This window comes from Microbacterium sp. HD4P20, from assembly GCF_019449275.2.
Lineage (GTDB): Bacteria > Actinomycetota > Actinomycetes > Actinomycetales > Microbacteriaceae > Microbacterium.
This window is the reverse complement of the sequence record NZ_JAHZQZ020000020.1, coordinates 1-24,508: the sequence shown is the minus strand read 5'-3', so window position 1 is coordinate 24,508 and position 24,508 is coordinate 1. Positions and strand designations below refer to the sequence as shown.

16 protein-coding genes are annotated in these 24,508 nt (G+C 69.8%); 6 read left to right on the top strand and 10 right to left on the bottom strand.

Annotation, left to right across the window (positions count from 1 at the left end):
• Positions 1-58 precede the first annotated feature (58 nt).
• Positions 59-679 (bottom strand): hypothetical protein, encoded by a 621-nt coding sequence (locus K0817_RS15895; protein WP_219982620.1) that lies wholly within the window; start codon positions 677-679, stop codon positions 59-61.
• Positions 680-1,681: an ABC transporter gene (locus K0817_RS15890; protein ID WP_219982619.1), complete on the bottom strand. Its 1,002-nt coding sequence runs from the start codon at positions 1,679-1,681 to the stop codon at positions 680-682.
• 137 nt (positions 1,682-1,818) lie between these two features.
• On the opposite strand from K0817_RS15890, the gene K0817_RS15885 reads away from it, so the two are divergent.
• Positions 1,819-2,424 (top strand): hypothetical protein, encoded by a 606-nt coding sequence (locus K0817_RS15885; RefSeq protein ID WP_219982618.1) that lies wholly within the window; start codon positions 1,819-1,821, stop codon positions 2,422-2,424.
• A gap of 13 nt (positions 2,425-2,437) precedes the next feature.
• On the opposite strand, the gene K0817_RS15880 is transcribed toward K0817_RS15885, so the two are convergent.
• Positions 2,438-3,052 carry a hypothetical protein gene (locus tag K0817_RS15880; RefSeq protein ID WP_219982617.1) on the bottom strand — a complete coding sequence of 205 codons (615 nt, stop codon included), beginning with the start codon at positions 3,050-3,052 and terminating at the stop codon, positions 2,438-2,440.
• A 224-nt stretch (positions 3,053-3,276) separates the two neighbouring features.
• Between K0817_RS15880 and K0817_RS15875 the strand changes: the two genes are divergently transcribed.
• From K0817_RS15875 to K0817_RS15865, 3 genes are read left to right on the top strand one after another with little or no spacing between them, the layout of a single operon-like run.
• The gene (locus tag K0817_RS15875) at positions 3,277-4,110 is read left to right on the top strand and encodes a hypothetical protein (RefSeq protein ID WP_219982616.1); all 834 of its coding nucleotides are present in this window, start codon (positions 3,277-3,279) and stop codon (positions 4,108-4,110) included.
• The gene (locus tag K0817_RS15870; protein WP_219982615.1) at positions 4,107-4,526 is read left to right on the top strand and encodes a phage holin family protein; all 420 of its coding nucleotides are present in this window, start codon (positions 4,107-4,109) and stop codon (positions 4,524-4,526) included. The genes K0817_RS15875 and K0817_RS15870 overlap by 4 nt, the downstream gene beginning before the upstream one ends.
• Complete coding sequence (locus K0817_RS15865; protein ID WP_219982614.1) at positions 4,523-5,101, top strand: DUF3618 domain-containing protein; 579 nt, start codon at positions 4,523-4,525, stop codon at positions 5,099-5,101. The genes K0817_RS15870 and K0817_RS15865 overlap by 4 nt, the downstream gene beginning before the upstream one ends.
• 97 nt (positions 5,102-5,198) lie before the next feature.
• Here the strand turns inward: K0817_RS15865 and rpoC are convergent, their stop codons facing one another.
• The gene (gene rpoC, locus K0817_RS15860) at positions 5,199-9,071 is read right to left on the bottom strand and encodes a DNA-directed RNA polymerase subunit beta' (RefSeq protein ID WP_219982613.1); all 3,873 of its coding nucleotides are present in this window, start codon (positions 9,069-9,071) and stop codon (positions 5,199-5,201) included.
• A gap of 47 nt (positions 9,072-9,118) precedes the next feature.
• Positions 9,119-12,619 (bottom strand): DNA-directed RNA polymerase subunit beta, encoded by a 3,501-nt coding sequence (locus tag K0817_RS15855; RefSeq protein ID WP_219982612.1) that lies wholly within the window; start codon positions 12,617-12,619, stop codon positions 9,119-9,121.
• A gap of 296 nt (positions 12,620-12,915) precedes the next feature.
• On the opposite strand from K0817_RS15855, the gene K0817_RS15850 reads away from it, so the two are divergent.
• Positions 12,916-15,549 (top strand): DUF4062 domain-containing protein, encoded by a 2,634-nt coding sequence (locus K0817_RS15850; protein WP_219982611.1) that lies wholly within the window; start codon positions 12,916-12,918, stop codon positions 15,547-15,549.
• Between the two features lie 31 nt (positions 15,550-15,580).
• On the opposite strand, the gene K0817_RS15845 is transcribed toward K0817_RS15850, so the two are convergent.
• The gene (locus tag K0817_RS15845; RefSeq protein WP_219982610.1) at positions 15,581-17,281 is read right to left on the bottom strand and encodes an urea amidolyase family protein; all 1,701 of its coding nucleotides are present in this window, start codon (positions 17,279-17,281) and stop codon (positions 15,581-15,583) included.
• A 22-nt stretch (positions 17,282-17,303) separates the two neighbouring features.
• Complete coding sequence (locus K0817_RS15840) at positions 17,304-18,059, bottom strand: 5-oxoprolinase subunit PxpA (RefSeq protein ID WP_219982609.1); 756 nt, start codon at positions 18,057-18,059, stop codon at positions 17,304-17,306.
• Between the two features lie 439 nt (positions 18,060-18,498).
• Here K0817_RS15840 and K0817_RS15835 point away from each other — a divergent pair, with 439 nt between their 5' ends.
• Positions 18,499-20,340 carry an ABC transporter ATP-binding protein gene (locus tag K0817_RS15835; RefSeq protein WP_219982608.1) on the top strand — a complete coding sequence of 614 codons (1,842 nt, stop codon included), beginning with the start codon at positions 18,499-18,501 and terminating at the stop codon, positions 20,338-20,340.
• Positions 20,341-20,401: 61 nt separating this feature from the next.
• Here the strand turns inward: K0817_RS15835 and K0817_RS15830 are convergent, their stop codons facing one another.
• From K0817_RS15830 to K0817_RS15820, 3 genes are all read right to left on the bottom strand, one after another.
• The gene (locus tag K0817_RS15830; RefSeq protein ID WP_219982607.1) at positions 20,402-21,361 is read right to left on the bottom strand and encodes an ABC transporter permease; all 960 of its coding nucleotides are present in this window, start codon (positions 21,359-21,361) and stop codon (positions 20,402-20,404) included.
• Positions 21,362-21,392: 31 nt separating this feature from the next.
• Positions 21,393-22,397: an ABC transporter permease gene (locus tag K0817_RS15825; RefSeq protein WP_219982606.1), complete on the bottom strand. Its 1,005-nt coding sequence runs from the start codon at positions 22,395-22,397 to the stop codon at positions 21,393-21,395.
• A gap of 88 nt (positions 22,398-22,485) precedes the next feature.
• Positions 22,486-24,159 carry an ABC transporter substrate-binding protein gene (locus K0817_RS15820; RefSeq protein ID WP_219982605.1) on the bottom strand — a complete coding sequence of 558 codons (1,674 nt, stop codon included), beginning with the start codon at positions 24,157-24,159 and terminating at the stop codon, positions 22,486-22,488.
• Between the last annotated feature and the right edge of the window lie 349 nt (positions 24,160-24,508).

Genomic DNA, 24,508 nt, shown 5'->3' with positions numbered 1-24,508 from the left:
GCGGGCGGGGCGGGGCGGGGCGGGGGCGGGGACAGGGGGCGGGGACAGAGGGGCGGGGTCAGGCGTCTTCCCAGGGCCAGCGGGGGCGACGGGCACGGGTGCGCACGAGCGCGATGCCCGACCACGCACAGACGAAGGCCGCGGCCGCGACGGCGAGGCCGAACCACGACGTCGCGAGGCGGCCCGAGACGGCAGTGGCCACCGCGAGATCCGTGCCGGTCGCGAGTGCGGCGATCCACACGCCCCCGACGTACGCGACGAAGCACGCCGCCGCCGTCCACACCGCGCCCCAGAACGACGGATGCCCCGGCACGGCGCCCCGTGCACCGTCAGGGCCGGACCGGCCCGGGCCCGTGGGCCCGGGCGGTGCCGCGCCGGGCGGTGCCGCGCGGGGCGGTGCCGCCCGGCGCGGGGCCGCGCCGGGCGGGGCCGTGGCATCCGTCGGTCCTGCCCGTCCGATCGCGGCCCAGAGGCCACCGGCGAAGGCGAGGGTCGCCAGCACGAATCCGGTCGCACCCGGGATCTGCCCGAGGCCCGGCGTATCGATGACGGCCTCGCCGGTCGCGAGGCTCGTCATGCCCAGGCCGAAGATCGCGAGCGCCACGAAGCCGATCGTGGCGAAGGCGAGCGCCGTCAGCGGGCGGACCGGACCGCCCTCCGCCTGCGGCGCCTCGGACATCTACTGCCGAACGAGCTGCGGGCCCGCCTCGAGCGTGCGCTCGTACTCGCGCTGCGCCTCGAGGTTGAGCTCGGTGACACGCTTGCCGCGGGCGGCGACCCACGCACCGAACCAGATCGTGAGCTCGCGCCCGATCACGAACGCCGCGATCGCCAGCGGGGCCAGCAGTTCGGCCCCGACCAGCTGCGCGCCCTCGCTGGCCGTGAGCATCCAGAACGGGGCCTGGAACAGCGCACCGAGGATGTGGCCGCCGTACGCGGCGATGCCGACCAGCAGCCCGAGCACCACCCACGCGCCCCAGCGGCCGCGGTTGATGATGGCGCCCAGCAGCCAGAAGGCGAGGAAGAACACGATCACCGGAACCCACAGCGACCACGTGCCGAGCGCCTCGAGGGCCGTCGTGCCGACGTTGTCGCCGGTGACGTCGCCCGCGAGGGCACCGAAACCCATCCACGCGGCGAAGTAGAGGACGGCGAAGGCCAGCGCGGCGAGCAGTCCGATCGCGCCGGCAGCGCCGCGGTTGCCGCGGGGGCGCGGCGCCTCGGGCGCCTGGACGAAGATGGGCTGCGGAGCGTATGCGGGACCCGCGACGGCGGTCTCGGCGACCGGCTCGCTGGGAGTCACCACCGGAGCGTGGACCACGGTCGGCGCATCGTCGTCGGCCGACGAGTACACCGCGGTGTCGGACGGCGTGCTGCGGTAGTCCAGGGCTGCCGCCTCCTCCGATTCCCACGGGTCGGGCTCGGCCTCAGCGGGAGCGGCGGGGGCGGATGCGGCGGCGCTCGGCCCCGCGTCCTCGGACGTGTCCGCGGCGTCGGCCCGCGCGGCAGTGGCATCGGCGGACTCTGGAGCGTCCGCCTCCTCGGATGCGGCGGCGCGCGCGGCCGCGTCACGACGGGCGGCTTCTGCCTCGGCCAGGCCCTCGTTGGCGCGACCGACGACATCATCGACGTTGCCGGGCTCCTCGACGGGCTCGCCGTAGGACGACTTGGGGTCACTCATCGCAGGCACTCCTCACCGCGGGGACGCTTCCCGCAGTGCGAGAGTAGTCCCCGCTTCCCCGCTCACGGCGCAGGCGTGCCGTGAGATTGCGGCGCGGTGCACGAGGTGGGCCGACGGGATGCCTCTACGCTGGCGCCATGGCACACCGAGCATCACGGCTCGCAGCGGCGGCGGCATCCGTCTTCGTCGCCGCTCTGCTCTCGGCGTGCGCCCCCGAGGCGGGCGGCAGCGGGTCCGGCGGCGCCGGTCGGCCGAGCACATCGCCCTCCTCCTCGTCGTCGTCCACATCCTCGCCCCGGGGGACGCCGACCCCTTCAGCCACGGCATCGGCCGACATCCCTGAGGACTGCCTCGCGCTCGTCGACGACGACGTGCTGGCCCAGCTGGAAGGCACCCCGCTGAACGACCCGGCGTTCGCGCCGACGGGTCCGCAGCCCGACGGCAGCCTGGTGTGCGTCTGGCGCGATCCCGCCACCGACACCACCGGCCTCATCACGACCATCACGTACCTCTCGCGCGGGCCGGCACTGGACCTGCTCAACCAGCTCGCCGACGACGAGGGGTTCACGTGCTACACGCCCGACGGCGGCACGCGGTGCGAGAAGACGTGGCAGAACGAGACGTATCCGGTCACCGACGGGCGCACGCTGTTCTGGCGCGACGACATTCTCATCGACACGAGCTTCTCGAACCTCGCGCCGAGCGGATACACCGCATCCATCGTGACGAGCCTGTTCGAGTAGCGGGCTTCGCGGTTCAGCCGAAGACGTGGCGCTCCAGGCGGGCGCCGTACTCCTCGGGATGCCACGGCGACTCGATGCTCGCCAGCCACAGGTCATCGCGCAGCGTGTGCTCTTCGAGCACCCCGCCGCTGGTCCGCACGCACACCAGGGCGGCATCGGAGGTCGTGCACGAGAACCCCTGACCGGCGAACGCCGCCTCGGCGATCGGCCGCGCATCCGCCGGCACGCGCGACAGCGTCGTGACCACGCCGCCCGACGCGAAGCTCCAATCGCACGTGACCAGCACCTCCGGTGCCACCGCCTCCACGAGCGATGCCGCCTGGGTCGCCGGCGGCGCCGCGGTCTGACCGAGCAGCGAGCCGCCCTGCCACGTCAGCTCGTTCCACAGGTCGTCGGGGTACAGCGTGCGGCAGTCGATCGGGCCGCCCTCGGCCGCCTGCATCGCGGGCGACGGCTCCCCTGTCGGCGCGGGCTCGGGCGTCGTGGCTCGCCGCAGCGTCTCGCCGATCCACGCCATCGTCACGGGCACCATGGGCAGCGACAGCCACACCAGTGCGCCGACGACCACCGCGCAGATCACGCCCGCGGGCACGGCGATCCACGAGTTGCGCCCGCCGATGCGTGCCATGGGCTCCCACCTCCGGTTAAACGGTAAGGCGCGACGACGGATGGCCCGGCACGGCGCGCAGTGAGAGCCCGGTGTCGGCAGGGGACGCGGATATTACTCCCCCGGGTCGCGGGAGTGAAGCCCCTCGGTCAGGGAGGGGGCAGCGGCGACGGTATCGGGACGACGCACTCGATCAGGCACCCCGTGATCGGCCCCGGCGTCGTCCCGAGCAGAAGGAGTGTGAGATGACGACTCATGAGATGGGATCCGGCCCCGCAGGCGAGCAGGGCGGCGCCCGCGAGCGCACGGTCGAGGCGGTCGCCGAGGCGGATGCCGCCGCGATGCATGTCGCGGATGTCGCGGGAGATGAAGCGGGGAAGGTCGCGCGGGATGCCAAGGACGCCGCCCGCGGGTTCTTCGAGGAGACGCGCACGCAGCTGTCGGAGCAGGCCTCGAGCCAGCAGCAGCGGGCGGCGGAAGCGTTGCGTGCGACGGGCGATGAGTTCTCCGAGATGGCGCAGTCGTCTGGCGCGAGCGGCATGGCGACCGGCGTGGTGCGCGGACTCGGCGACCACACGAAGCGGGCCGCGTCCTGGCTGGAGCAGCGCGAACCGGGCGATCTGGTGCGAGAGGTGCGCGGATTCGCGCGACGCCACACGGGTGTGTTCCTCGTAGCGGCTCTGGGCGTCGGGCTGGTCGCGGGACGGCTGACGCGCGCCCTGGTCTCGAACGGTGACGGTTCCGGCGGCGCGGCCGACTCGAGCGCGGGTGGGCAGAGCGGCGCATCGAGAGAACCTCGCGCCACACCCGTGACCGCCGGCGGAGCCGGGGCGGTCGGCGGAGTCGGCGCGTCCGGCGGGACCGGCGCGTCCGGCGGAGTCAGCGCGTCCGGCGGGACCGGCGCGGCCGGCGCGGGCATCGGCGGGCAGCGCGGCGAGGGCGCACTGGGCGGCGCCTCCCCCGAAGGCGAGGCCAACGACGCTGGGACGCTGCGGCGTGGGATGAGCCGTCCGGACGTGCTTCCGGCCGACGCGAGCGCCCAGGACGAGTGGGCGCCGAGAGACGGAGCACAGCGATGAGCGATATGCCGACACCGTCGCAGCAGAAGGCGGCGACCACGTCCGTCGGCGAGCTCGTCGGCGAGGTATCGCGCGACCTGTCGGAGCTGATGCGCAAGGAGCTGGAGCTCGCGAAGGCCGAGCTGGAGGATTCCGCGAAGAAGGCGGGCGCGGGCGCGGGCCTGCTCGGCGGCGCGGGCTATGCGGCATCCATGACGCTGCTCTTCCTGTCGATCGCGCTGTGGTGGGCCTTGGCGACGCTGGTCGGCGGCGGGGGGTCGGGGATCATCGTCGCGCTGGTGTGGGGAGTCGTCGCGGGCGTCCTCTACAGCGTCGGCATGAGCCGCCTGAAGGCCGTGCGAGGGGCACCCCGCACCGTCGAGACCGTCAAAGAGATCCCAGAAGCACTGAAGAGGAACGAGGAGAACCGATCATGAGCAACACCGAACAACTCCGCGCCGAGATCGAGGTGACGCGCGACGAGCTCGGCCGCGACGTCGACGCGCTGGCCGACAAGGTCACGCCCGGCAAGGTGATGGAGCGGCAGAAGACCCGCCTGCGGCGAGCGATCGACGGCGTCAAGACGCGCGTCATGGGAATGGCCGAGGATGTCGGCGATTCGGTGACGTCGGCCACGGACTCGGCGGCGCACGGCATCGGCGAGCTTCCCCAGACAGCGGCCCGAAAGGTGCAGGGAGCGCCGTTGGCCGTCGGCCTGGTCGCGCTCGGCCTCGGCTGGCTCGCCGCCTCGATGGCCCCGCCCACCGATGCCGAGCGGCGCATCGCCCGATCGCTGCGCGATGCCGCACAGCCGCTGGTCGACAGCGCCGCCGAAGGCGCCAAGGAACTGGCGTCCCAGCTCGAGCAGCCCGCACGGGATGCCGTGGAGCAGGTGAAGGCGAGCGCCGAGGACGCCGCGACCGAGGTGAAAGAAGAGGCGCAGGCCGCCGCCGGCCACGTGAAAGAGAACGTCGGGGGCGGCTCGTCCGGTTCGGCCGACGACCGGCCCTGACGACTCGGCCTCATCCGGCAACGACGAACGGCCCCGGCGTGATGCCGGGGCCGTTCGCTTTAACCTGAGATCTCGCTACGCTCGCAGCGCTCGCGACTCAGTTGTAGTCGGTTGTGAAACCGTCGGTGGAGAAGCTGTCGAAGTCGACGTAGCTCAGGTCGGCGTCCGAGTAGGCGCCGTCCGAGGCGAAGATGCGGTTGGGGTACCGCTCGCTCTTTGCCTCCTCCGTCGCCTCGACCGTGACGTTGCGGTACTTCGCAAGTCCGGTTCCGGCGGGGATGAGCTTTCCGATGATGACGTTCTCCTTCAGGCCGACGAGCGGGTCGCTCTTGCCCTCCATCGCCGCCTGGGTGAGGACGCGCGTCGTCTCCTGGAACGACGCGGCCGACAGCCACGACTCCGTCGCGAGCGACGCCTTCGTGATACCCATCAGCTCCGGACGACCCGACGCGGGGCGCTTGCCCTCGGCCACGGCCGCGCGGTTCATGTTCTGGTAGCGCTTGAAGTCCACCAGCTCACCCGGCAGCAGCGTGGTCTCGCCATGGTCGACCACGGTGACCTTGCGCAGCATCTGACGGACGATGACCTCGATGTGCTTGTCGTGGATCGGCACGCCCTGCGAGCGGTAAACGCCCTGGACGCCGTTCACGAGGTACTTCTGCACCTCGCGGGCACCCTGCACGCGCATGACCTCCTTGGGGTCGAGCGTTCCGACCTGAAGCGGCTGGCCGACCGTGACACGCTGGCCGTCCTCGACCAGCAGCGTCGCGCGCTTGAGCACCGGGTAGACGTGCGGCTCGTCGCCGTTGTCGGGCGTGAGGATGACCTTCTTGCTCTTCTCGGTCTCGTCGATCGTGATGCGGCCATCGGCCTCAGCGATCGGCGAGGCACCCTTGGGGGTGCGGGCCTCGAACAGCTCCTGCACGCGGGGAAGACCCTGCGTGATGTCATCCGCCGACGCCGAACCACCGGTGTGGAAGGTACGCATCGTCAGCTGCGTGCCGGGCTCACCGATCGACTGCGCCGCGATGATGCCCACGGCCTCGCCGATGTCGACGATCTTGCCGGTGGCCAGCGAACGGCCGTAGCACTTCGCGCACACGCCGACGGCCGACTCGCACGTGAGCACCGAGCGCACCTTGATCGACTCGACACCCGCGCCGACGAGCTTGTCGATGAGCACGTCGCCCACGTCGTCTCCGGCGGCCGCGAGCACGTCGCCGCTCGGCGCCGTCACGTCGGCAGCCAGCGTGCGGGCGAACACCGAGTTCTCGACGTTCGCGTCGCGCACGAGCTCACCGTCGGCGCCCGGGGCGGCGATGGTGAACTCCAGGCCCTTGGTCGTGCCGCAGTCCTCCTCGCGGATGATGACATCCTGCGAGACGTCCACGAGACGACGGGTCAGGTAGCCCGAGTCGGCCGTACGCAGAGCCGTGTCTGCCAGACCCTTACGCGCACCGTGCGTCGCGATGAAGTACTCCGCCACCGACAGTCCCTCGCGGTACGAGGAGATGATCGGACGCGGGATGATCTCACCCTTGGGGTTGTTCACCAGGCCTCGCATACCCGCGATGTTGCGGATCTGCAGCCAGTTACCACGAGCACCCGACGACACCATCCGGTTGATGGTGTTGTCTTCCGGGAAGTTGTCGCGCATGGCCTTCTGGACCTCGTCGGTCGCCTCGGTCCAGATCTTGATGAGCTCCTGACGACGCTCGGCGTCGGTGGTGAGACCCTTCTCGAACTGGTCCTGCGCCTTCGCGGCCTTCTTCTCGTAGCCCGCGACGATCTCGCCCTTGTTGGGGGGCGTGAGAATGTCGCTCAGCGCCACCGTGACACCCGAACGGGTGGCCCAGTAGAAGCCGGCGTCCTTGATGCGGTCCAGCGACGCCGCGACCTCCACCTTCGGGTACTCCTCGGCCAGCTTGTTCACGATCTGCGACAGCTTGCCCTTGTCTGCCTGCTCACGCACGAACGGGTAGCCCTTGGGCAGCGTGTCGTTGAAGATCGCCTGGCCGAGCGAGGCGTCCACGAGACCGTGGCGCTCGTAGCCATCGGGGGCTTCGCCCTCGAGGAACGTCAGGCCGGGGACGCGGATGCGGACCTTGGCCTGCAGGTCGAGGGTGCCCTCGTCCTTGGCCAGGATCGCCTCGCCGACCGAGCCGAACACACGACCCTCACCGGCTGCGCCCGCCTTGACCGTGGTCAGGTGGTGCAGGCCGATGATCATGTCCTGCGAGGGCAGGGTCACCGGGCGGCCGTCGGACGGCTTCAGGATGTTGTTCGAGGCGAGCATCAGGATGCGGGCCTCGGCCTGAGCCTCGACCGACAGCGGCAGGTGCACGGCCATCTGGTCGCCGTCGAAGTCCGCGTTGAAGGCGGCGCAGACGAGCGGGTGCAGCTGGATGGCCTTGCCCTCCACGAGCTGCGGCTCGAACGCCTGGATGCCCAGACGGTGCAGCGTGGGCGCACGGTTGAGCAGCACGGGGCGCTCGCGGATGATCTCCTCGAGCACGTCCCACACCTCGGGACGCGTGCGCTCGACGGCGCGCTTGGCGGCCTTGATGTTCTGCGAGTGACCGAGGTCGATCAGGCGCTTGATCACGAACGGCTTGAACAGCTCCAGCGCCATCTGCTTGGGCAGACCGCACTGGTGCAGCTTCAGCTGCGGACCGACGATGATGACCGAACGGCCCGAGTAGTCCACACGCTTGCCGAGCAGGTTCTGGCGGAACCGGCCCTGCTTGCCCTTGAGCATGTCGCTCAGCGACTTCAGCGCGCGGTTGCCGGTGCCCGTGACGGGACGGCCACGGCGGCCGTTGTCGAACAGCGCGTCGACGGCCTCCTGCAGCATCCGCTTCTCGTTGTTGACGATGATCTCGGGAGCACCGAGGTCGATCAGGCGACGGAGGCGGTTGTTGCGGTTGATCACGCGACGGTAGAGGTCGTTCAGGTCGGAGGTCGCGAAGCGGCCACCGTCCAGCTGCACCATCGGGCGCAGCTCCGGCGGGATCACCGGGACGACGTCGAGCACCATCGAGGCCGGGCTCATGCCGGTCTGCAGGAACGAGTTGACGACCTTCAGGCGCTTGATCGCACGGATCTTGCGCTGACCCTTGCCCTCGGAGATCTGCAGGTGCAGGCTCTCCGACTCGGCGGCCAGGTCGAAGGCCTCCAGGCGGCGCTTGATCGACTCGGCGCCCATGTGGGCCTCGAAGTACTGACCGAAGCGGTCCTGCAGCTCGTGGAAGATCTCGTCTTCACCCTTGAGCTGACCGACCTCGAGCGTGCGGAAGTCCTCCCACACCTTCTCCAGGCGAATGATCTGGTCGTCCGCGTTCTTGCGGATCTGGGCCATCTCCTTCTCGGCGGCGTCCTTGACCTTCTTCTTCTGGTCGGCCTTGGCACCCTCCTCCTCGAGCGCGGCGAGCTCCTCCTCCAGCTTCTGGAGGCGAGCGGCGACACGCGCGTCGCGGCGGTCCGCGAGCGTCTTCAGCTCGAGGCGGATGTTGTTCTCCTGCGTCGCGAGGTCGCGGTGGCGCGCGTCCTCGTCGACCGAGATCACCATGTACGCCGCGAAGTAGATGACCTTCTCGAGGTCCTTCGGCGCCATGTCGAGCAGGTACCCGAGGCGCGAGGGCACGCCCTTGAAGTACCAGATGTGGGTGACCGGCGCGGCGAGCTCGATGTGGCCCATGCGCTCACGGCGGACGGAGGACTTGGTGACCTCCACGCCGCAGCGCTCGCACACGATGCCCTTGAAGCGGACGCGCTTGTACTTGCCGCACGCGCACTCCCAGTCGCGGGAGGGCCCGAAGATCTGCTCTCCGAAGAGGCCGTCCTTCTCGGGCTTGAGGGTGCGGTAGTTGATGGTCTCAGGCTTCTTGACCTCACCGTACGACCAGCGACGGATGTCGTCAGCGGTAGCCAGGCCGATGCGAAGCTGATCGAAAGTTGTTGATTCGAGCACTAGTTCTCAGTTCTCCTGTGTCGGAATTCTGTCGTTGCCTGGCCGGATCAGATCTCGTCGATCGACGAGGACTCGAAGCGGCTGGAGATGTTGATGCCGAGCTCTTCGGCGGCGCGGAAGGCCTCGTCGTCGGTGTCGCGGAGGTTGACTTCCGTGCCGTCGGCCGAGAGGACCTCGACGTTCAGGCAGAGCGACTGCATCTCCTTCATGAGCACCTTGAAGGACTCGGGGATGCCGGGCTCCTGGATGTTCTCGCCCTTGACGATCGCCTCGTACACCTTGACGCGGCCGAGGATGTCGTCGGACTTGATCGTGAGGAGTTCCTGGAGCGCGTACGCGGCGCCGTAGGCCTCGAGGGCCCACACCTCCATCTCACCGAAACGCTGACCGCCGAACTGCGCCTTACCACCGAGCGGCTGCTGGGTGATCATCGAGTACGGGCCCGTCGAGCGCGCGTGGATCTTGTCGTCCACGAGGTGGTGCAGCTTCAGGATGTACATGTAGCCGACCGAGATCGGAGCCGGGAACGGCTCGCCGGAGCGACCGTCGTACAGGAGCGTCTTGCCCGTCGAGTCGATGAGCCGGTCGCCGTCGCGGGTGGGGTTCGTCGAGTCGAGCAGACCCGCGATCTCCTCCTCGAAGGCGCCGTCGAACACGGGCGTGGCGACCTTGGTGCCGGGAGCGGCCTCACGGGCCTCCTCGGGCAGGCGCGCGGCCCACTCGGGGGTGCCCTCGACCTTCCAGCCCTGCTTCGCGATCCACCCGAGGTGGGTCTCGAGGACCTGGCCGAAGTTCATGCGGCCGGGGATGCCGAGCGGGTTGAGGATCACATCGACGGGGGTGCCGTCCGCGAGGAACGGCATGTCCTCGATCGGGAGGATCTTCGCGATGACGCCCTTGTTGCCGTGGCGGCCGGCGAGCTTGTCGCCCTCGGTGATCTTGCGCTTCTGGGCGATGTAGACCACGACGCGGCGGTTGACGCCCGAGCCCAGCTCGTCGTCGCCGTCCTCGGCGTTGAACTCCTTGACCGCGATGATCGTGCCCTGCTCACCGTGAGGGACCTTCAACGACGTGTCACGGACCTCGCGGCTCTTCTCGTTGAAGATCGCGCGCAGCAGGCGCTCCTCGGCCGACAGCTCGGTCTCGCCCTTGGGCGTGACCTTGCCGACGAGGATGTCGCCGGGACGCACCTCGGCGCCGATGCGGATGATGCCGCGCTCGTCGAGATCCTTCAGCAGGTCGGGGCTCACGTTGGGGAGGTCGCGCGTGATCTCCTCCTTGCCGAGCTTCGTGTCACGGGCATCCACCTCGTACTCCTCGATGTGGATCGAGGAGAGGGTGTCGTCCTTCACGAGGTCCTGGCTGAGGATGATCGCGTCCTCGAAGTTGTGGCCCTCCCACGTCATGAACGCGACGAGGAGGTTCTTGCCGAGCGCGAGCTCGCCGTTCTCCGTGGCCGGTCCGTCGGCGATGACCTCGCCCTTCTCGATGCGGTCGCCCGCCGAGACGATGACGCGCTGGTTGTAGCTCGTGCCCTGGTTGGAGCGGTCGAACTTGCGCAGGAAGTACTCCTGCGTGCCACCCTCGTCCAGCTGCACGGTCACGACGTCGGCCGAGACCTCGATGACGACACCGGCCTTCTCGGCGGTGACGACGTCACCGGCGTCGATCGCGGCGTAGCCCTCCATGCCGGTGCCGACCACGGGCGACTCCGAGCGCAGCAGCGGCACGGCCTGGCGCTGCATGTTCGCGCCCATGAGGGCGCGGTTGGCGTCGTCGTGCTCGAGGAAGGGGATGAGCGAGGTCGCCACCGACACCATCTGGCGCGGTGAGACGTCCATGTAGCCGATCTCCTCGGCGTGGAACAGGTCGACCTCGCCACCCTGGCCGCGACGAGCCAGGACGCGGTCCTGGGCGAAGCTGCCATCGGCCTTGAGCTCGACACCGGCCTGGGCGACGATGTAGTCGCTCTCTTCCGAAGCGGTCAGATAGTCGATCTGATCGCTGACCTTGCCGTTGATGACGCGACGGTACGGCGTCTCGATGAAGCCGAACGCGTTGATCCGGGCGAACGAGGCGAGCGAGCCGATGAGGCCGATGTTCGGGCCTTCCGGCGTCTCGATCGGGCACATGCGGCCGTAGTGCGAGGGGTGGACGTCACGGACCTCGACGCCCGCGCGCTCACGCGACAGACCGCCGGGGCCCAGAGCCGACAGGCGGCGCTTGTGGGTCAGGCCCGCGAGCGGGTTGTTCTGGTCCATGAACTGCGAGAGCTGCGAGGTTCCGAAGAACTCCTTGATCGCGGCCACGACGGGGCGGACGTTGATCAGGGTCTGCGGCGTGATCGCCTCGATGTCCTGCGTGGTCATGCGCTCGCGGACGACGCGCTCCATGCGCGACAGACCGGTGCGGACCTGGTTCTGGATGAGCTCGCCGACGGCGCGGATGCGACGGTTGCCGAAGTTGTCGATGTCGTCGATGTCGAGACGGATCTCGACGGTCTTGCCGCCGCGCACGCCGTCGAAGGTGACGTCGCCGCGGTGCAGGCGCACCAGGTACTTGATCGTCGCGACGATGTCGTCGACGGTGAGCACCGAGTCCGACAGCGGCTTGTCGAGGCCGAGCTTGTGGTTGATCTTGTAGCGACCGACCTTGGCCAGGTCGTAGCGCTTCGGGTTGAAGTAGAAGTTGTCCAGCAGCGCGCGGGCGGCCTCGGCGGCCACCTGCTCGCCCGGACGCAGCTTGCGGTAGATGTCGCGCAGCGCGTCTTCCTTGGTGAGGATGGTGTCCTTCGACAGCGTCTCCTCGATCGACTCGAAGCCGGCGAACTCGGAGAGGATCTCCTCCGAGGTCAGGCCGAGTGCCTTGAGGAACACGGTGACGGACTGCTTGCGCTTGCGGTCGATGCGCACGCCGACCTGGTCGCGCTTGTCGATCTCGAACTCGAGCCAGGCGCCGCGGCTGGGAATGACGCGCGCCGACACGATGTCCTTGTCGGAGGTCTTGTCGGGCGTCTTGTCGAAGTAGACGCCGGGCGAACGGACGAGCTGCGACACCACGACACGCTCGGTGCCGTTGATGATGAACGTGCCCTTGCCGGTCTGGAGCGGGAAGTCGCCCATGAAGACCGTCTGGGTCTTGATCTCACCGGTCTGGTGGTTCATGAACTCGGCCTCGACGTAGAGCGGGGCCGCGTACGTCTTGCCGCGCTCCTTGCACTCCTCGATGGAGTACTTCTCGGGCTCGAGGTACGGGTTCGTGAACGAGAGCTGCATCGTCTCGCTCAGGTCCTCGATCGGAGAGATCTCCTCGAAGATCTCCTCGAGACCGCTGACCTCGGGCACGTCGGTGCGACCGGCGGCCTTCGCGTCCGCGACGCGCGCCTTCCAGGCCTCGTTGCCGACCAGCCAGTCGAACGACTCGGTCTGCAGCGCCAGAAGGTCGGGGACCGTCAGCGTGTCGGAGATCTTGGCGAACGAGAGGCGGGATGCTCCGCGTCCGCTCTTGAGGGTGGTGGTGGGGTTGGATGCGTTGCGCGCAGCAGCCAAGGGGAATACCTCCGTGGGCCCGGTGGGGCTCGTTTCCTTGTCGTCAGGTGGAGTGCTCCGGTCCCCGAAACCCGCGCGGCACACCTTGCGGGGAGCAAGGGGGCGCAGGCACAGCCGACCACCATATGAGGGCAGGGGGAATCCAAGAGCGCAAGGACCCACTATACGCCCGATGACGCGCCGTGTCCACCTGATTCTTGAAAAGTCTCGGATGCTGCGGTATAAGACCGCCGACCACCCCTTCTCTGGCGGCCAGGTGATGGCGGCAACGGTCTCACAAGGTCCATGATGTGCTCATGACTGGGGTACGGCACCCCGTGATCCGCACGCCTGACCAGCGCATCCGGGTGTTCGTGAGCTCGACCCTCCGCGAGCTCGCGGAAGAGCGAGAGGCGGTCAGGGCCGCGATAGAACGGCTGCGCCTCGCGCCGGTGATGTTCGAGCTCGGAGCCCGGCCGCACCCGCCTCGAGAGCTGTATCGCTCGTATCTGTCGCAGAGCGACGTCTTCGTCGGCATCTACGCATCCAGCTATGGCTGGGTCGCGCCCGACGAGGAGGTGTCGGGACTCGAAGACGAGTACAACCTCGCGCCCCGGACCATGCCGAAGCTCATCTACATCAAAGCCGCCGATCAGCGGGACGAGCGTCTGGTCGGGCTCATCGCGCGCATCCAGGCGGACGACACCGCGGCCTACCTGCCCTTCGAGACGTCGGCCGATCTGGAGGACCAGGTCGCCGGGGATCTCGCGATGCTGTTGGCCGAGCGCTTCGACGAGTCGCGCCAGGTCGACGATTCCGCGATGACGGATGCCTCGGCATCCCTCGTCGGAAAAGTCCCGGTCCCCTACACCACCACGATCGGGCGCGACGCGGACGTCGACGCGGTGCGCACTCTCCTCGCCCGCGGCACCGACCGGGTCGTGAGTCTCATCGGTCCCGGCGGGATCGGCAAGAGCCGCCTCGCGATCGAAACGGCGCTCGCGTGCGAGGACCTCTACCCCGACGGCGTGTTCTTCGTGCTGCTCGAGGGCGTGCTCGAGCCCGGGCTGCTGCTTCCGACGATCGCGTACCACCTCGGCATCCGCGACAACGGCGAAGCCGCGCTCGAGGAGCGCATCTCTCATGCGCTGGCCGGTCGCCGCACGCTCGTGGTGCTCGACAACTTCGAGCAGATCGTCGACGCCGCGCCCGCGCTCGTGCGGCTGTACAACGTCGCGCCCACGACGACCTTCCTCGTCACGAGCCGCATCGTGCTGCGTATTCGCGGCGAGCGCGTGTACGAGGTGCCCGCGCTCACGACACCGGTCGGTCTGGCATCGGCCAGCCTCGACCCGAACACGCGCACGGCTGCGGTGGCCCTCTTCGTCGACCGTGCGCAGGCGATCGATCCCGGGTTCGCAGTCACCGCCGGCAACGCCCGCGACCTGGCCGACATCTGCCGGGCGCTCGAGGGACTCCCGCTGGCGATCGAGCTCGCCGCCGCGAAGGTGCGCATCCTGGACGCCGCGGGGATCGCACAGCGACTGGAGCAGAGCCTGCCGCTGCTGACGGCCGCCGTGCGCGATCTGCCCGAGCGGCATCGCACGATGCGGGCGACCATCGACTGGAGCGTGAGCCTGCTGCCCGAGCATCAGCGCGATCTGCTGGAAGACCTCGGCGTCTTCGCGACGCGCTTCACCCTCGACGCGGTCGAGGCGCTGGGCGCCGGGCGCTCATGGGACGGACAGGCGATCGACGCGCTGACGGCCCTCGTGGACGGCTCGCTCGTGAAGCAGCACGAGATGGGCGGGCGCCGCGTCTTCTCTCTGCTGGCGATCGTCCGCGAGTACGCGATCGGCCGCCTCAAGGCCCGCGGCGATGCCGACCGGGTGCGGCTCGCCCACGCCGACTACTACCGCGCGCTGGTCGCACGGATCGCGCCCGACCTCGGCGGCCCCGGTCAGGCCGACGCGGTCGTGCGCCTCGGCCTCGACCTGCCGAACCTGCGCGCCGCTGTGCGGCACCTCGTCTACACCGACCGGCTGGACGAAGCCGGAGACTTCGCGTGGTCCCTGCTCATCTACTGGTGGATCTCGGGCTTCTTCGCCGAGGTGCGGCTGTGGATGCTCGAGCTGCTCGAGAAGCAGCACGAGCAGCCCATCACCCCGCACACCCGCGCGGTGGCGTGGTTCTTCGCCCTGTGGGGCGAGATGTGGCAGCGCCCGAGCGAGCAGGTCGTCGCTGGGCTCGGCGAGTGCGTGCGGCTGTTCACCGAGAGCGGTGATCAAGATGCCGCCGCAATGGCCCTCGCGGCGCGGGCGACGGCACGCGTCCAGCTGTCGGACCCCGACGCCGACAGGGCGGAGGCCGAGCTGCGCGACGCGGTGGTGCGGCTGCGAGAGCTCGGCAACGGGTGGGCGGAGGCGATCACCGAGGTCTCCCTCGGGCGGCTCGCGTGGGTGCGCGGGGCGACCGATGACGCGCTCGCGCACTTCGATCGCGCGACGGCCGTCGCCGAGGCGGGCGGCGACCTCCACACGACCTCGGTCGCCGGCAACCTCCGGTCGCGGCTCAACTTCCAGCTCGGGCATATCGATCTCGCAGAGGAGGAGTTCCTCCAGACGCTCCTCGTATCGGTTCGACTGCACTACGACGAGGGAGTCGCGTACGGGCTGGAGGGCGTCTGCGCGGTAGCCGCCGCGCACGGTGAGGCGTGGCGGGCGGCGGCGCTGGCAGTGGCCGCCGGAGAGATTCGCCGGCGCATCGGCATCTTCGACGTCGAGGCGTTCACCGTGCACACGCCCTACCTCGAGATCCTCCGGGGTCGCGACCCGCAGAGCGTGGCGGCGGGCGAGGCCGCCGGCGCCGAGCTGACCCTGGCCGAGGCGGTTCACCTGGCGCTTCCCGAGTCCGACCACGACGGGGTCGCCGAGGCGCTGCGCGCCTGGTGACCGATCGGGTGTGCGGGCGGTAGCGCCGGGGTCAGCCGGATGGACGGACGTGACGGAACCGGATGCGGGTGCCCGGCCGGGCCTGCGCGAGCAGGTCGAGCGCGGCATCCGTCACCACCGCGATGACCGGGTACCCGCCCGTGACCGGGCCGTCGGCCAGGAGAATCGTCGGCCGGCCGCTCGGCGGCACCTGCAGCGCGCCGGGGACCATGCCCTCGCTCGGCAGCTCGTCGAGGCGCGTGCGCGCGAGCTCGGGACCGTCCAGGCGCACACCGACCCGGTCGGCGTCGTTGGACACCGTCCACACCGCCTCGAACAGGGCCTCGAGCGCGGCGGGGGCGAACCAGTCCGCGCGGGGACCGGGCGCGAGCTCGATCACGAGCTCGTCGTCGTGCGGCGCGCTCCACGGCACGAGGTCGGCGACCGGGATCGCGGCCGCCGCGTCGCGACGAACCCTCAGGGCATCGCCGGCCCGCAAGGCGCCCGAGCCCAGGCCGGCGAGCAGGTCGGCCGCGCGCGAGCCCAGCGCCCGGCGTCCGTCGAAGCCGCCGCGCACTGCGACGTACGCCCGTGCGCCGTGCGCGAACCACTCCAGCTGCACCTCCGAGCCGGCGCGCCATTCGTGCGCCTGGTACGGGTCGATCTCGCGTCCGTCCAGGAGCACCGGCCCCCACGCCCCCGTCACCGCGAGCCACAGATCCGTCGTCGCCACGGCCCGGAACCCGCCCATCGTCACCTCGATCGCGGCGGCACCCTCCGGGTTGCCCAGCAGCCGGTTCGCGGTGCGGAGCGCTCCGCGGTCGAGCGCTCCCGACACCGCCACACCGACGGCGGCCGCGCCCCGCCGCCCCAGATCCTGCAGGGTCGCCAGCAGGCCTGGTTCGACGATCCGGATGCCCGGGCTCTCGGCGGGCGGCGGGCCCGCCGCATCCGTCCCCCATTTGGCGGGCTCGCTCACGGCGGTCTCCCTCAGCGACTTCTCGGCCTCGCCCGAATCACATGTTCTGGCGTAGGCAGGACGATCCGCCGCCGAAGGTCCCGCGTCCGCCGGATCACCTGTTCCCGGCAACGTCGAGGCCGTGCGGCGCGCAGTGGCCGGCCGGAACCGGACCCGCATACCGGGGGCGAGGAGCGCGGGACCCGCCAGGCCCGTGGGCCCAGCGGCATCCGCGTCGAACAGCCGCGTGCGAGTCGTGCCGATCAGACGCCACCCGCCCGGGGTCTCGCGCGGGTAGGCGCCGGTGAACCCGCCGGCCAGGCCCACCGCACCGGCCGGAACTCGCGTGCGCGGCGAGTCCAGCCGCGGCACCTCGAACGGCCAGTCTGGGCTCACCAGATATCCGAAGCCCGGCGCGAAGCCGGTGAAGGCGACGGTCCATTCGGCCGCCGAGTGACGTCGGATGAGCTCGTCCACCGTCACACCCACAAGCGCTGCCGTCTCGGCGAGATCGGCGCCGTCGTAGACGATGTCGAGCTCGACCAGCGCGCGGTCGCTGGACGCCGCACGCTCGGCGCCGGCGGCGGCGGCGGTCGCCCACGCATGCGCCGCCGGCACAGGGAGCTCATGCGGATCGACAGATACCAGCACCGTGCGGGCAGCGGGCACGAGGTCGACCACGCCCGCGGGGCGTGATGCCGCGAGCGCGGCGTGCACGGTCAGCACCTCATCGAGCGACGCGAACTCGAGCAGGAAGGCGCGCTCGCCCATCGGCAGCGTGCGGGTCGTCACCATGGCAGGCAGCCCTCGATCCCGGTCACCACGGCGCCCGCACCTCGACGCCGGCCGCCTCGAGCTCCTTGCGCACCGCGCGGGCCATCGCCACGGCGGCGGGCGAGTCTCCGTGCAGGCACAGGGATGCGGCATCCGTCGCCACGACCGTGCCGTCGACGGCCTCGACCTCGCCCTCGAGCGCCAGCCGCACGGCGCGCGCCGCGACCCGCTCGGGATCGTCGAGCAGGGCACCCCGCTCGCTCCGCGGGACCAGGCCGCCATCGGGCAGATATGCGCGGTCCAGGAACGCCTCGCGCACGAAGGGAAGACCGACGGATGCCACGGCCCGCGCCATCTCTCCGCCCAGACCCAGCACCGGCAGGGGCCGGCCCGTGGCGGCGGAGATTTCGGCGATCGCCCGGGCGACGGCATCCGCCTGATCCGCGTCGTGGGTGACCGCGTGATAGAGCGCGCCGTGCGGCTTGACGTAGCGCAGGCCGGCACCGGCCCGGTGCAATGCCCGCAGCTGCCCGGCGATCGCCGCCTCGAGCGCGGGCGGGTCGATCGCCACCGGAACCCGGCCGAAGTTCGCGCGATCAGGGTACGACGGATGGGCTCCGACGGCGACCCCGAACCGGGCAGCCCGGGCGACCGCTTCGTGCATGGATGCGGCATCCCCCGCGTGTCCGCCGCACGCGATGCTCGCGCTCGAGATCACCGCGAACATCGCCTCGTCGTCGGCCGTCGGCACGCCGTCGACCGTCTCGCCGAGGTCCGCGTTGAGGTCGATGGCCACCATCCCTCCACGGTATCCCCGCACCCGCGCTGCTCCCACCCGACCATGTCCCTTCCGCGCCGAGCATGTCCCTTCCGCGCCGACCATGTGGGTGTTGCGCCGACCATATCCCTTCCGCGCCGACCATGTCCCTCTTGCGCCGACCATGTCGGTGTTGCGCCGACCATGTCCCTTCCGCGCCGACCATGTCCCTCTTGCGCCGACCATGTCCCTTCTGCGCCGACCATGTCAGGCACATGCTCGATGCCAAACCCACATGCTCGGCGAGGAACCCACAAGCTCGGCGAGGAACCCACATGCTCGATGCCAAACCCACAAGCTCGGCGAGAAACCCACAAGCTCGGCGAGATATCCACGTGCGGGGGCAGACACTCGTTACGGATGCGTAAAGGCTGAGCACGAAGCGGTGCGCCGCAGGGCCGCGGCAGGCAGGATGGACGACATGGCCCGAACCTCCGAACGTGTCGCGGCCGGAGCGCCGCTGCTCCAGGTGCGCGACGTCGCCGTCCAGTTCCAGACCATCGACGGCCCCGTGCACGCCGTCGAGGGCATCGACCTCGACCTCGCCGCCGGCGAGACGCTCGCCATCGTCGGCGAATCGGGCTCGGGCAAGTCCACGACCGCGATGGCCGTCATCGGGCTGCTGCCGGGCAACGGCAAGGTCACCCGGGGCAGCATCATGTTCGAGGGCGAGAACCTGGTCGGGGCGCCGGAGAGCGTCCTGCGCGGCATCCGCGGCGGCTCGATCGGGCTCGTGCCGCAGGATCCGATGTCGAACCTCAATCCGGTCGCGAAGATCGGCACGCAGATCGCCGAGACCCTTCTCGCGCACGGCCTCGCTACCCGCAGGGACGTCGACCGCAAGGTCGTCGAGACCCTCGCCGCCGCCGGCCTCCCGGACGCCGAGGACCGCGCCAAGCAGTATCCGCACGAGTTCTCGGGCGGCATGCGCCAGCGCGCGCTCATCGCGATCGGCCTGGCGTGCGACCCGAAGCTGCTGATCGCCGACGAGCCCACCAGCGCCCTCGACGTCACGGTGCAGAAGACGATCCTCGACCAGCTCGAGCGCATGACCAGCGAACGCGGCACGGCGCTGATGCTCATCACCCACGACCTGGGGCTCGCTGCCGAGCGCGCGTCGCGCGTGGTCGTGATGAACCGCGGGCGCATCCTCGAGCAGGGTCCGGCCCGGCAGATCCTCGAGGATCCGCAGCATCCCTACACGCAGGCTCTCGTCAAGGCGGCACCGTCGGTCGCGGCGGTGCGGCTGCGTCCCGAGGCGTTCCGCAAGCCGGCGCGGCAGCCCGACATCACCCCGACCGAGACGGCACCGGATGCCACGGCCGGCGCGACTACGCAGCCCCGAGCCGCAGCACCCGGCGCGCCGGTGGCGGGTGGCGGGGCCGCGGGAACCGCGGGGACCGCGGGAACCGCCGGAACCGCGGGGACCGCGGGAACCGCCGGAACCGCGGGGACCGCGGGAACCGCGGGGACGGTCGACAACATCGTCGAGGTGGAGGGACTCACGAAGGTCTACCGGATCCGCGGGCAGAAGGAGGACTTCGCCGCCGTCCAGGACGTGTCGTTCTCGATCCCCCGGGGCGAGACCGTGGCGATCGTGGGTGAGTCGGGCTCGGGAAAGACGACCACCGCCCGCATGATGCTGAAGGTCATCGAGCCCACGAGCGGCGCGATCCGCTTCGACGGGCAGGACGTGGCGACCTTCAAGGGACGCGAGCTGCGCGAGTTCCGCCAGCGCGTGCAGCCGATCTTCCAAGACCCGTACTCCTCGCTGAACCCGATGTTCTCGATCGAGCGGATCATCTCCGAGCCGCTGGACTTCTACAAGCGCGGGTCGCCCAAAGAGCGCGCGGCGCGCGTGCGCCAGCTGCTCGACGACGTGGCGCTGCCCGAGGCGATGCTGCGCCGGTACCCGTCGGAGCTCTCGGGCGGCCAGCGTCAGCGCGTCGCGATCGCCCGCGCCCTGGCGCTCTCGCCCGACCTCATCGTGTGCGACGAGCCCGTGTCGGCGCTGGATGTGCTCGTGCAGGACCAGGTGCTGACGCTGCTGCGCGACCTGCAACGCGAGTACGGCCTGAGCTATCTCTTCATCTCGCACGACCTCGCGGTGGTGCGCCTCATCAGCGACTACGTGTGCGTCATGAAGGACGGCGCGCTCGTGGAGGCGGCATCCTCCGAAGAGATCTTCACCAACCCCCGCGACCCCTACACGCGGCGACTGCTGGCCTCGATCCCCGGCAACGAGCTCGACATCGCCGTCTGACGCCCCGCGCCATCCGGCGCGTCACCGGCGGCCCGTCGGCCCGCGGGCCCGTGGGCCGGCCTCAGCGGGCGCGCGTGCGGGGGTCCATGGCCTCGCGCAGGGCCTCGCCGAAGAGCGTGAAGCCCAGCGCGGTGATCATGATGCACAGGCCCGGCAGGAAGGCGAGCCACGGTGCGATCGCCAGCTCGGCCTGCGCGTAGGTGAGCATGCGGCCCCACTCCGCCGTCTCGGGGCGTCCCCCGCCAAGGCCGAGGAACGACAGCGCCGCCGCGTCGATGACCGCGGTCGCGAGGGTGAGCGTGCCCTGCACGATGACGGGCCCGATGCTGTTGGGCAGCACATGGCTCATGGTGATGGTGCCGCGGCCGAGACCGAGCGTCTGCGCCGAGAGGATGTAGTCGGCGCTGCGCTGCTGCAGCATCGACGCACGCAGCAGGCGCGCGAAGATCGGCACCTGCGAGACGCCGATCGCAATCATGATCGACAGCTGGGTCTGGCCCAGGATGGCCGCGATCGAAACGGCGAGAAGCAGGTTCGGCACCGACAGCAGGATGTCGACGAATCGCATGATGACGGTGTCGACCCAGCCGCCGAACGCGCCGGCGAAAAGACCCAGGAGCATGCCGCCGGCCAGGCCGAACGCCGTGGACACCACGCCGATCACGAGGGATGCCCGAGCGCCCCAGATGAGCTTGGAGAGCACGTCGCCGCCGAAGCGGTCGAGGCCGAGAGGGAAATCGGCCATCTCGCCGGGACCGGGGATGTCGGTCGGCGTGATGAAGCGGGCACCGGGCAGCGCGCGCTCGGCATACGGCGCCAGCCACGGGGCGAGGATGGCGACCACCACGAAGACGAGGACGATAGCGGCGCCGACCCAGGCCGTCGGGTTGCGGCGCAGCCGGCGGAAGACGTCGTGCCAGAATCCGCCTCGCGTCTTGGCTCCGAGCAGCTCCGCGTCGTCGACCGACGTGTCGTCGACGGGGCCGCCGCTCGGCGCGGGAGGAAGGATGACCGAGCTCATGCGAGGCCTCCTCGGTGCAGCGATCGGACGGTCATGAGACCCTCACCCTCGGATCGATGAAGCTGTACGAGATGTCTACCGCCAGGTTGATGAAGGCGTAGATGATCGCGATGAAGATGATGAAACCTTGCAGCACGGGGAAGTCCCGCGCCCCGATCGCGTTCGCCATGAACGAGCCGATCCCGGGAAAGGCGAACACGGTCTCGGTCAGAATCGCGCCGGCCAGCAGCAGACCCACCTGCAGGCCCACCGTGGTGATCACGGGCAGCATCGCGTTGCGCAGGATGAACTTCTGACGCAGCGTGCCGGTGCTGATGCCCTTCGCGCGACCGGTGCGCACGTAGTCGGAGTTCTGCACCTCGAGCACCGAGGCGCGGGTGATCCGCACGATGATCGCGAGAGGGATCGTACCCAGCGCGATCGCGGGGAGGATCAGGTGAAGGATGGCATCCCATGCGGCGTCGAACTCGCCCGTGAGAAGACCGTCGAGCACGTAGAAGCCGGTCGGATGCGTCGCATCGATGCGAGGGTCCTGCCGCCCGTCGCTGGGCAGCCAGCCCAGCTGCACCGCGAAGACATACTTGAGCAGGAACGCGAGGAAGAAGACAGGGATCGTGATGCCGACGAGACTCACGACGATGGCGGCGTGGTCGCTCCACCGGCCGTGGTGCCGGGCCGCCCAGTATCCCATCGGGATGCCGATGCCGACGGCGATGATGAGCGCGGCGACAGACAGCTCGATCGTGGCGGGGAAGCGCCGGAGGAACTCGTCCAGCACCCCGCGGCCGGTCTCGATCGAGGCGCCGAAATCGCCCGTGACGAGTCGTCCGAGCCACACGAAGTACTGCTCGAAGATCGGGCGGTTGAATCCGTAGAGCTCATTGATGCGCTCGACGGCTTCGGGCGTCGCCCTCTCGCCGAGCAGGGCCACCGCCGGCCCGCCGGGAAGTGCGCGTACCCATAGGAAGAGCAGGATGCTCAATCCGATGAGCGTCGGGATGAGCAGCAGGAGCCGATGGCCGATGGTGCGCAGCACTGAGGAGTCTCCGGGGTTCGAGGCGGTGTGATGCGGTGCGGAGGATCGGACGACCCTCCGCACCGCACCCGAGCGGTGCGCGGAGCGACTACTCGGTCAGCACGATGTCGGTGAAGACCTCGTCGTTGACCGGGCTGGCGGGGTAGCTCTCCACACGGGGCGAGAACGCCAGGGTGGGAGCGGGGTGCGCCAGCGGCACGCCGGGGATGAACTCCGCCACCATCTGGTTGATGCCCTCGTACAGTGCGGTCTGATCCTCCAGGCTCGGAACGCCGCGCGCCTCCTCCAACGCTGCGAACAGCTCCGGGTTGTCGAAGCCCCACTCCGACGACGGCGCACCGAAGAAGACGCCGACGAAGTTGTCGGTGTCGTTGTAGTCACCGGTCCAGCCGAGCAGATGGATGCCGTGATCCGGCGTGCCCGTGATCTTGTCGAGGTAGTCCGGGCTCCACGCGTCGGTGACGGGGTTGGTGACGACGCCGACTTCCTCGAGCTGCGACGACAGCACCGTGAAGATCTGCTCGGGGTCTGGCATGTACGGGCGAGACACGTTGACCGGGTAGTTGAAGTCGAGCGTGAGCGGGTTCGCCTCGTTGTAGCCGGCCTCCGCGAGCAGCGACCTGGCCGTCTCGGGGTCGTACTCGTACGTCGTGACGTCGGGGTTCCATCCGTTGACGACATCCGGGATGAACTGGGTCGCCTTCTCCGTCCCCTCGGGCAGCACCTGTTCGATCAGGGCGTCCTTGTCGATGGCGTGCGAGAGTGCTTCGCGCACCCTCGGGTCCTGCAGCGCCGGGACGGCCTGGTTGAACGCGAGGTACAGGATCGTGAACGGCGGACGCGACACCATGGTGAAGCCGTCCTCCTCGAGGGCCGCCGTGTCAGCCGGTCCGACGAGGTCATAGCCGTCGATCGAGCCCGACTCCAGCGCCTGACGGCGGGCGGTCGGGTCATCGATCACGCGGAAGATGATCTCGTCGATCTGACCGGGGTCGCCCCAGTAGTCCTCGTAGGCCGTGAGGGTCACCTGCTCGCCCGGAGCCCACTCCTCGAACATGTAGGGACCGGTGCCCGTCGGGTGGCCCTGGCCGTACTCCGAGAGGGTCGGCGCCTCTTCGCTGCCGCCGATGTCGTCGGCACCGTACTCTTCGAGGGCGGTCGGGCTCTGCATCGCGAAGGCGGGCAGCGACAGCGCGGGGATGAATCCGGCGAAGGGCTGGTTCAGCTCGATCGTGACCGAGTGCTCGCCGTCGGGGGTGCACGACTTGTACACGGCACCTTCGGGCGTCTCGACGTAGCCGCGGAACAGCTTGCCGTAGTAGTACGACAGGGCTTCGGTGGCCGCCAGTCCCGTCCAGTTGTACCAGCGGTCGAAGTTGGCGCACACCGCCTCGGCGTCGAAGGGAGTGCCGTCGTGGAAGGTGACGCCCTCCTTCAGCTCGAACGTGTGCGACATGCCGTCGTCGGATGACTCCCACGACTCTGCGAGCAGCGGGGCGGGGTCTGCGGTGCCCGGCTCTGTGCCGACGAGTCCCTCGAAGATCTGGCGCGAGACACGGAAGGTCTCGCCGTCCTGCGCGAAGGCGGGGTCGAGGTTCGCGGGGTCGGATGACGCGCCGAAGACGAAGGTGCCGTCGACGTCGGCATCGTTGCCCGAGTCGTCGCCGCCACCGCGTTCGCTCGCGCAGGCGGTGAGGACCATCGCCCCGACAGCGACGGCCACGGCGCCGGTGAGCCAGCGCCTTCTGGATGTGTGGAGCATGTGCTGTGCACCTTCCATGTCGTGGGGGCATCGCTTGCACGTCGTCGTGGAGCGGAGATGCGCGCAGCCCTCAGCGGGGTGTGATTCCTTGACGCTACCCGGCCATGCCCGCGCACACGATTACACCTGTATCTCAATTGTGTTTCGACATGACCGGATGCCGTCGCCCGAGCGATCTGCTCCCTCCCCGCGCCCATCCCAGCGCAGAACCGTCAATTTCCCCTTCTCCCCTGCGCCGAGCATGTGGGTTCCTCACCGACCATGTCGGTCTCTCGGCGACCATGTGCACATGGTCGGCGCAAAACCCACATGCTCGGCGGGAAAGGGACATGGTCGGGGCGGGGCGGAG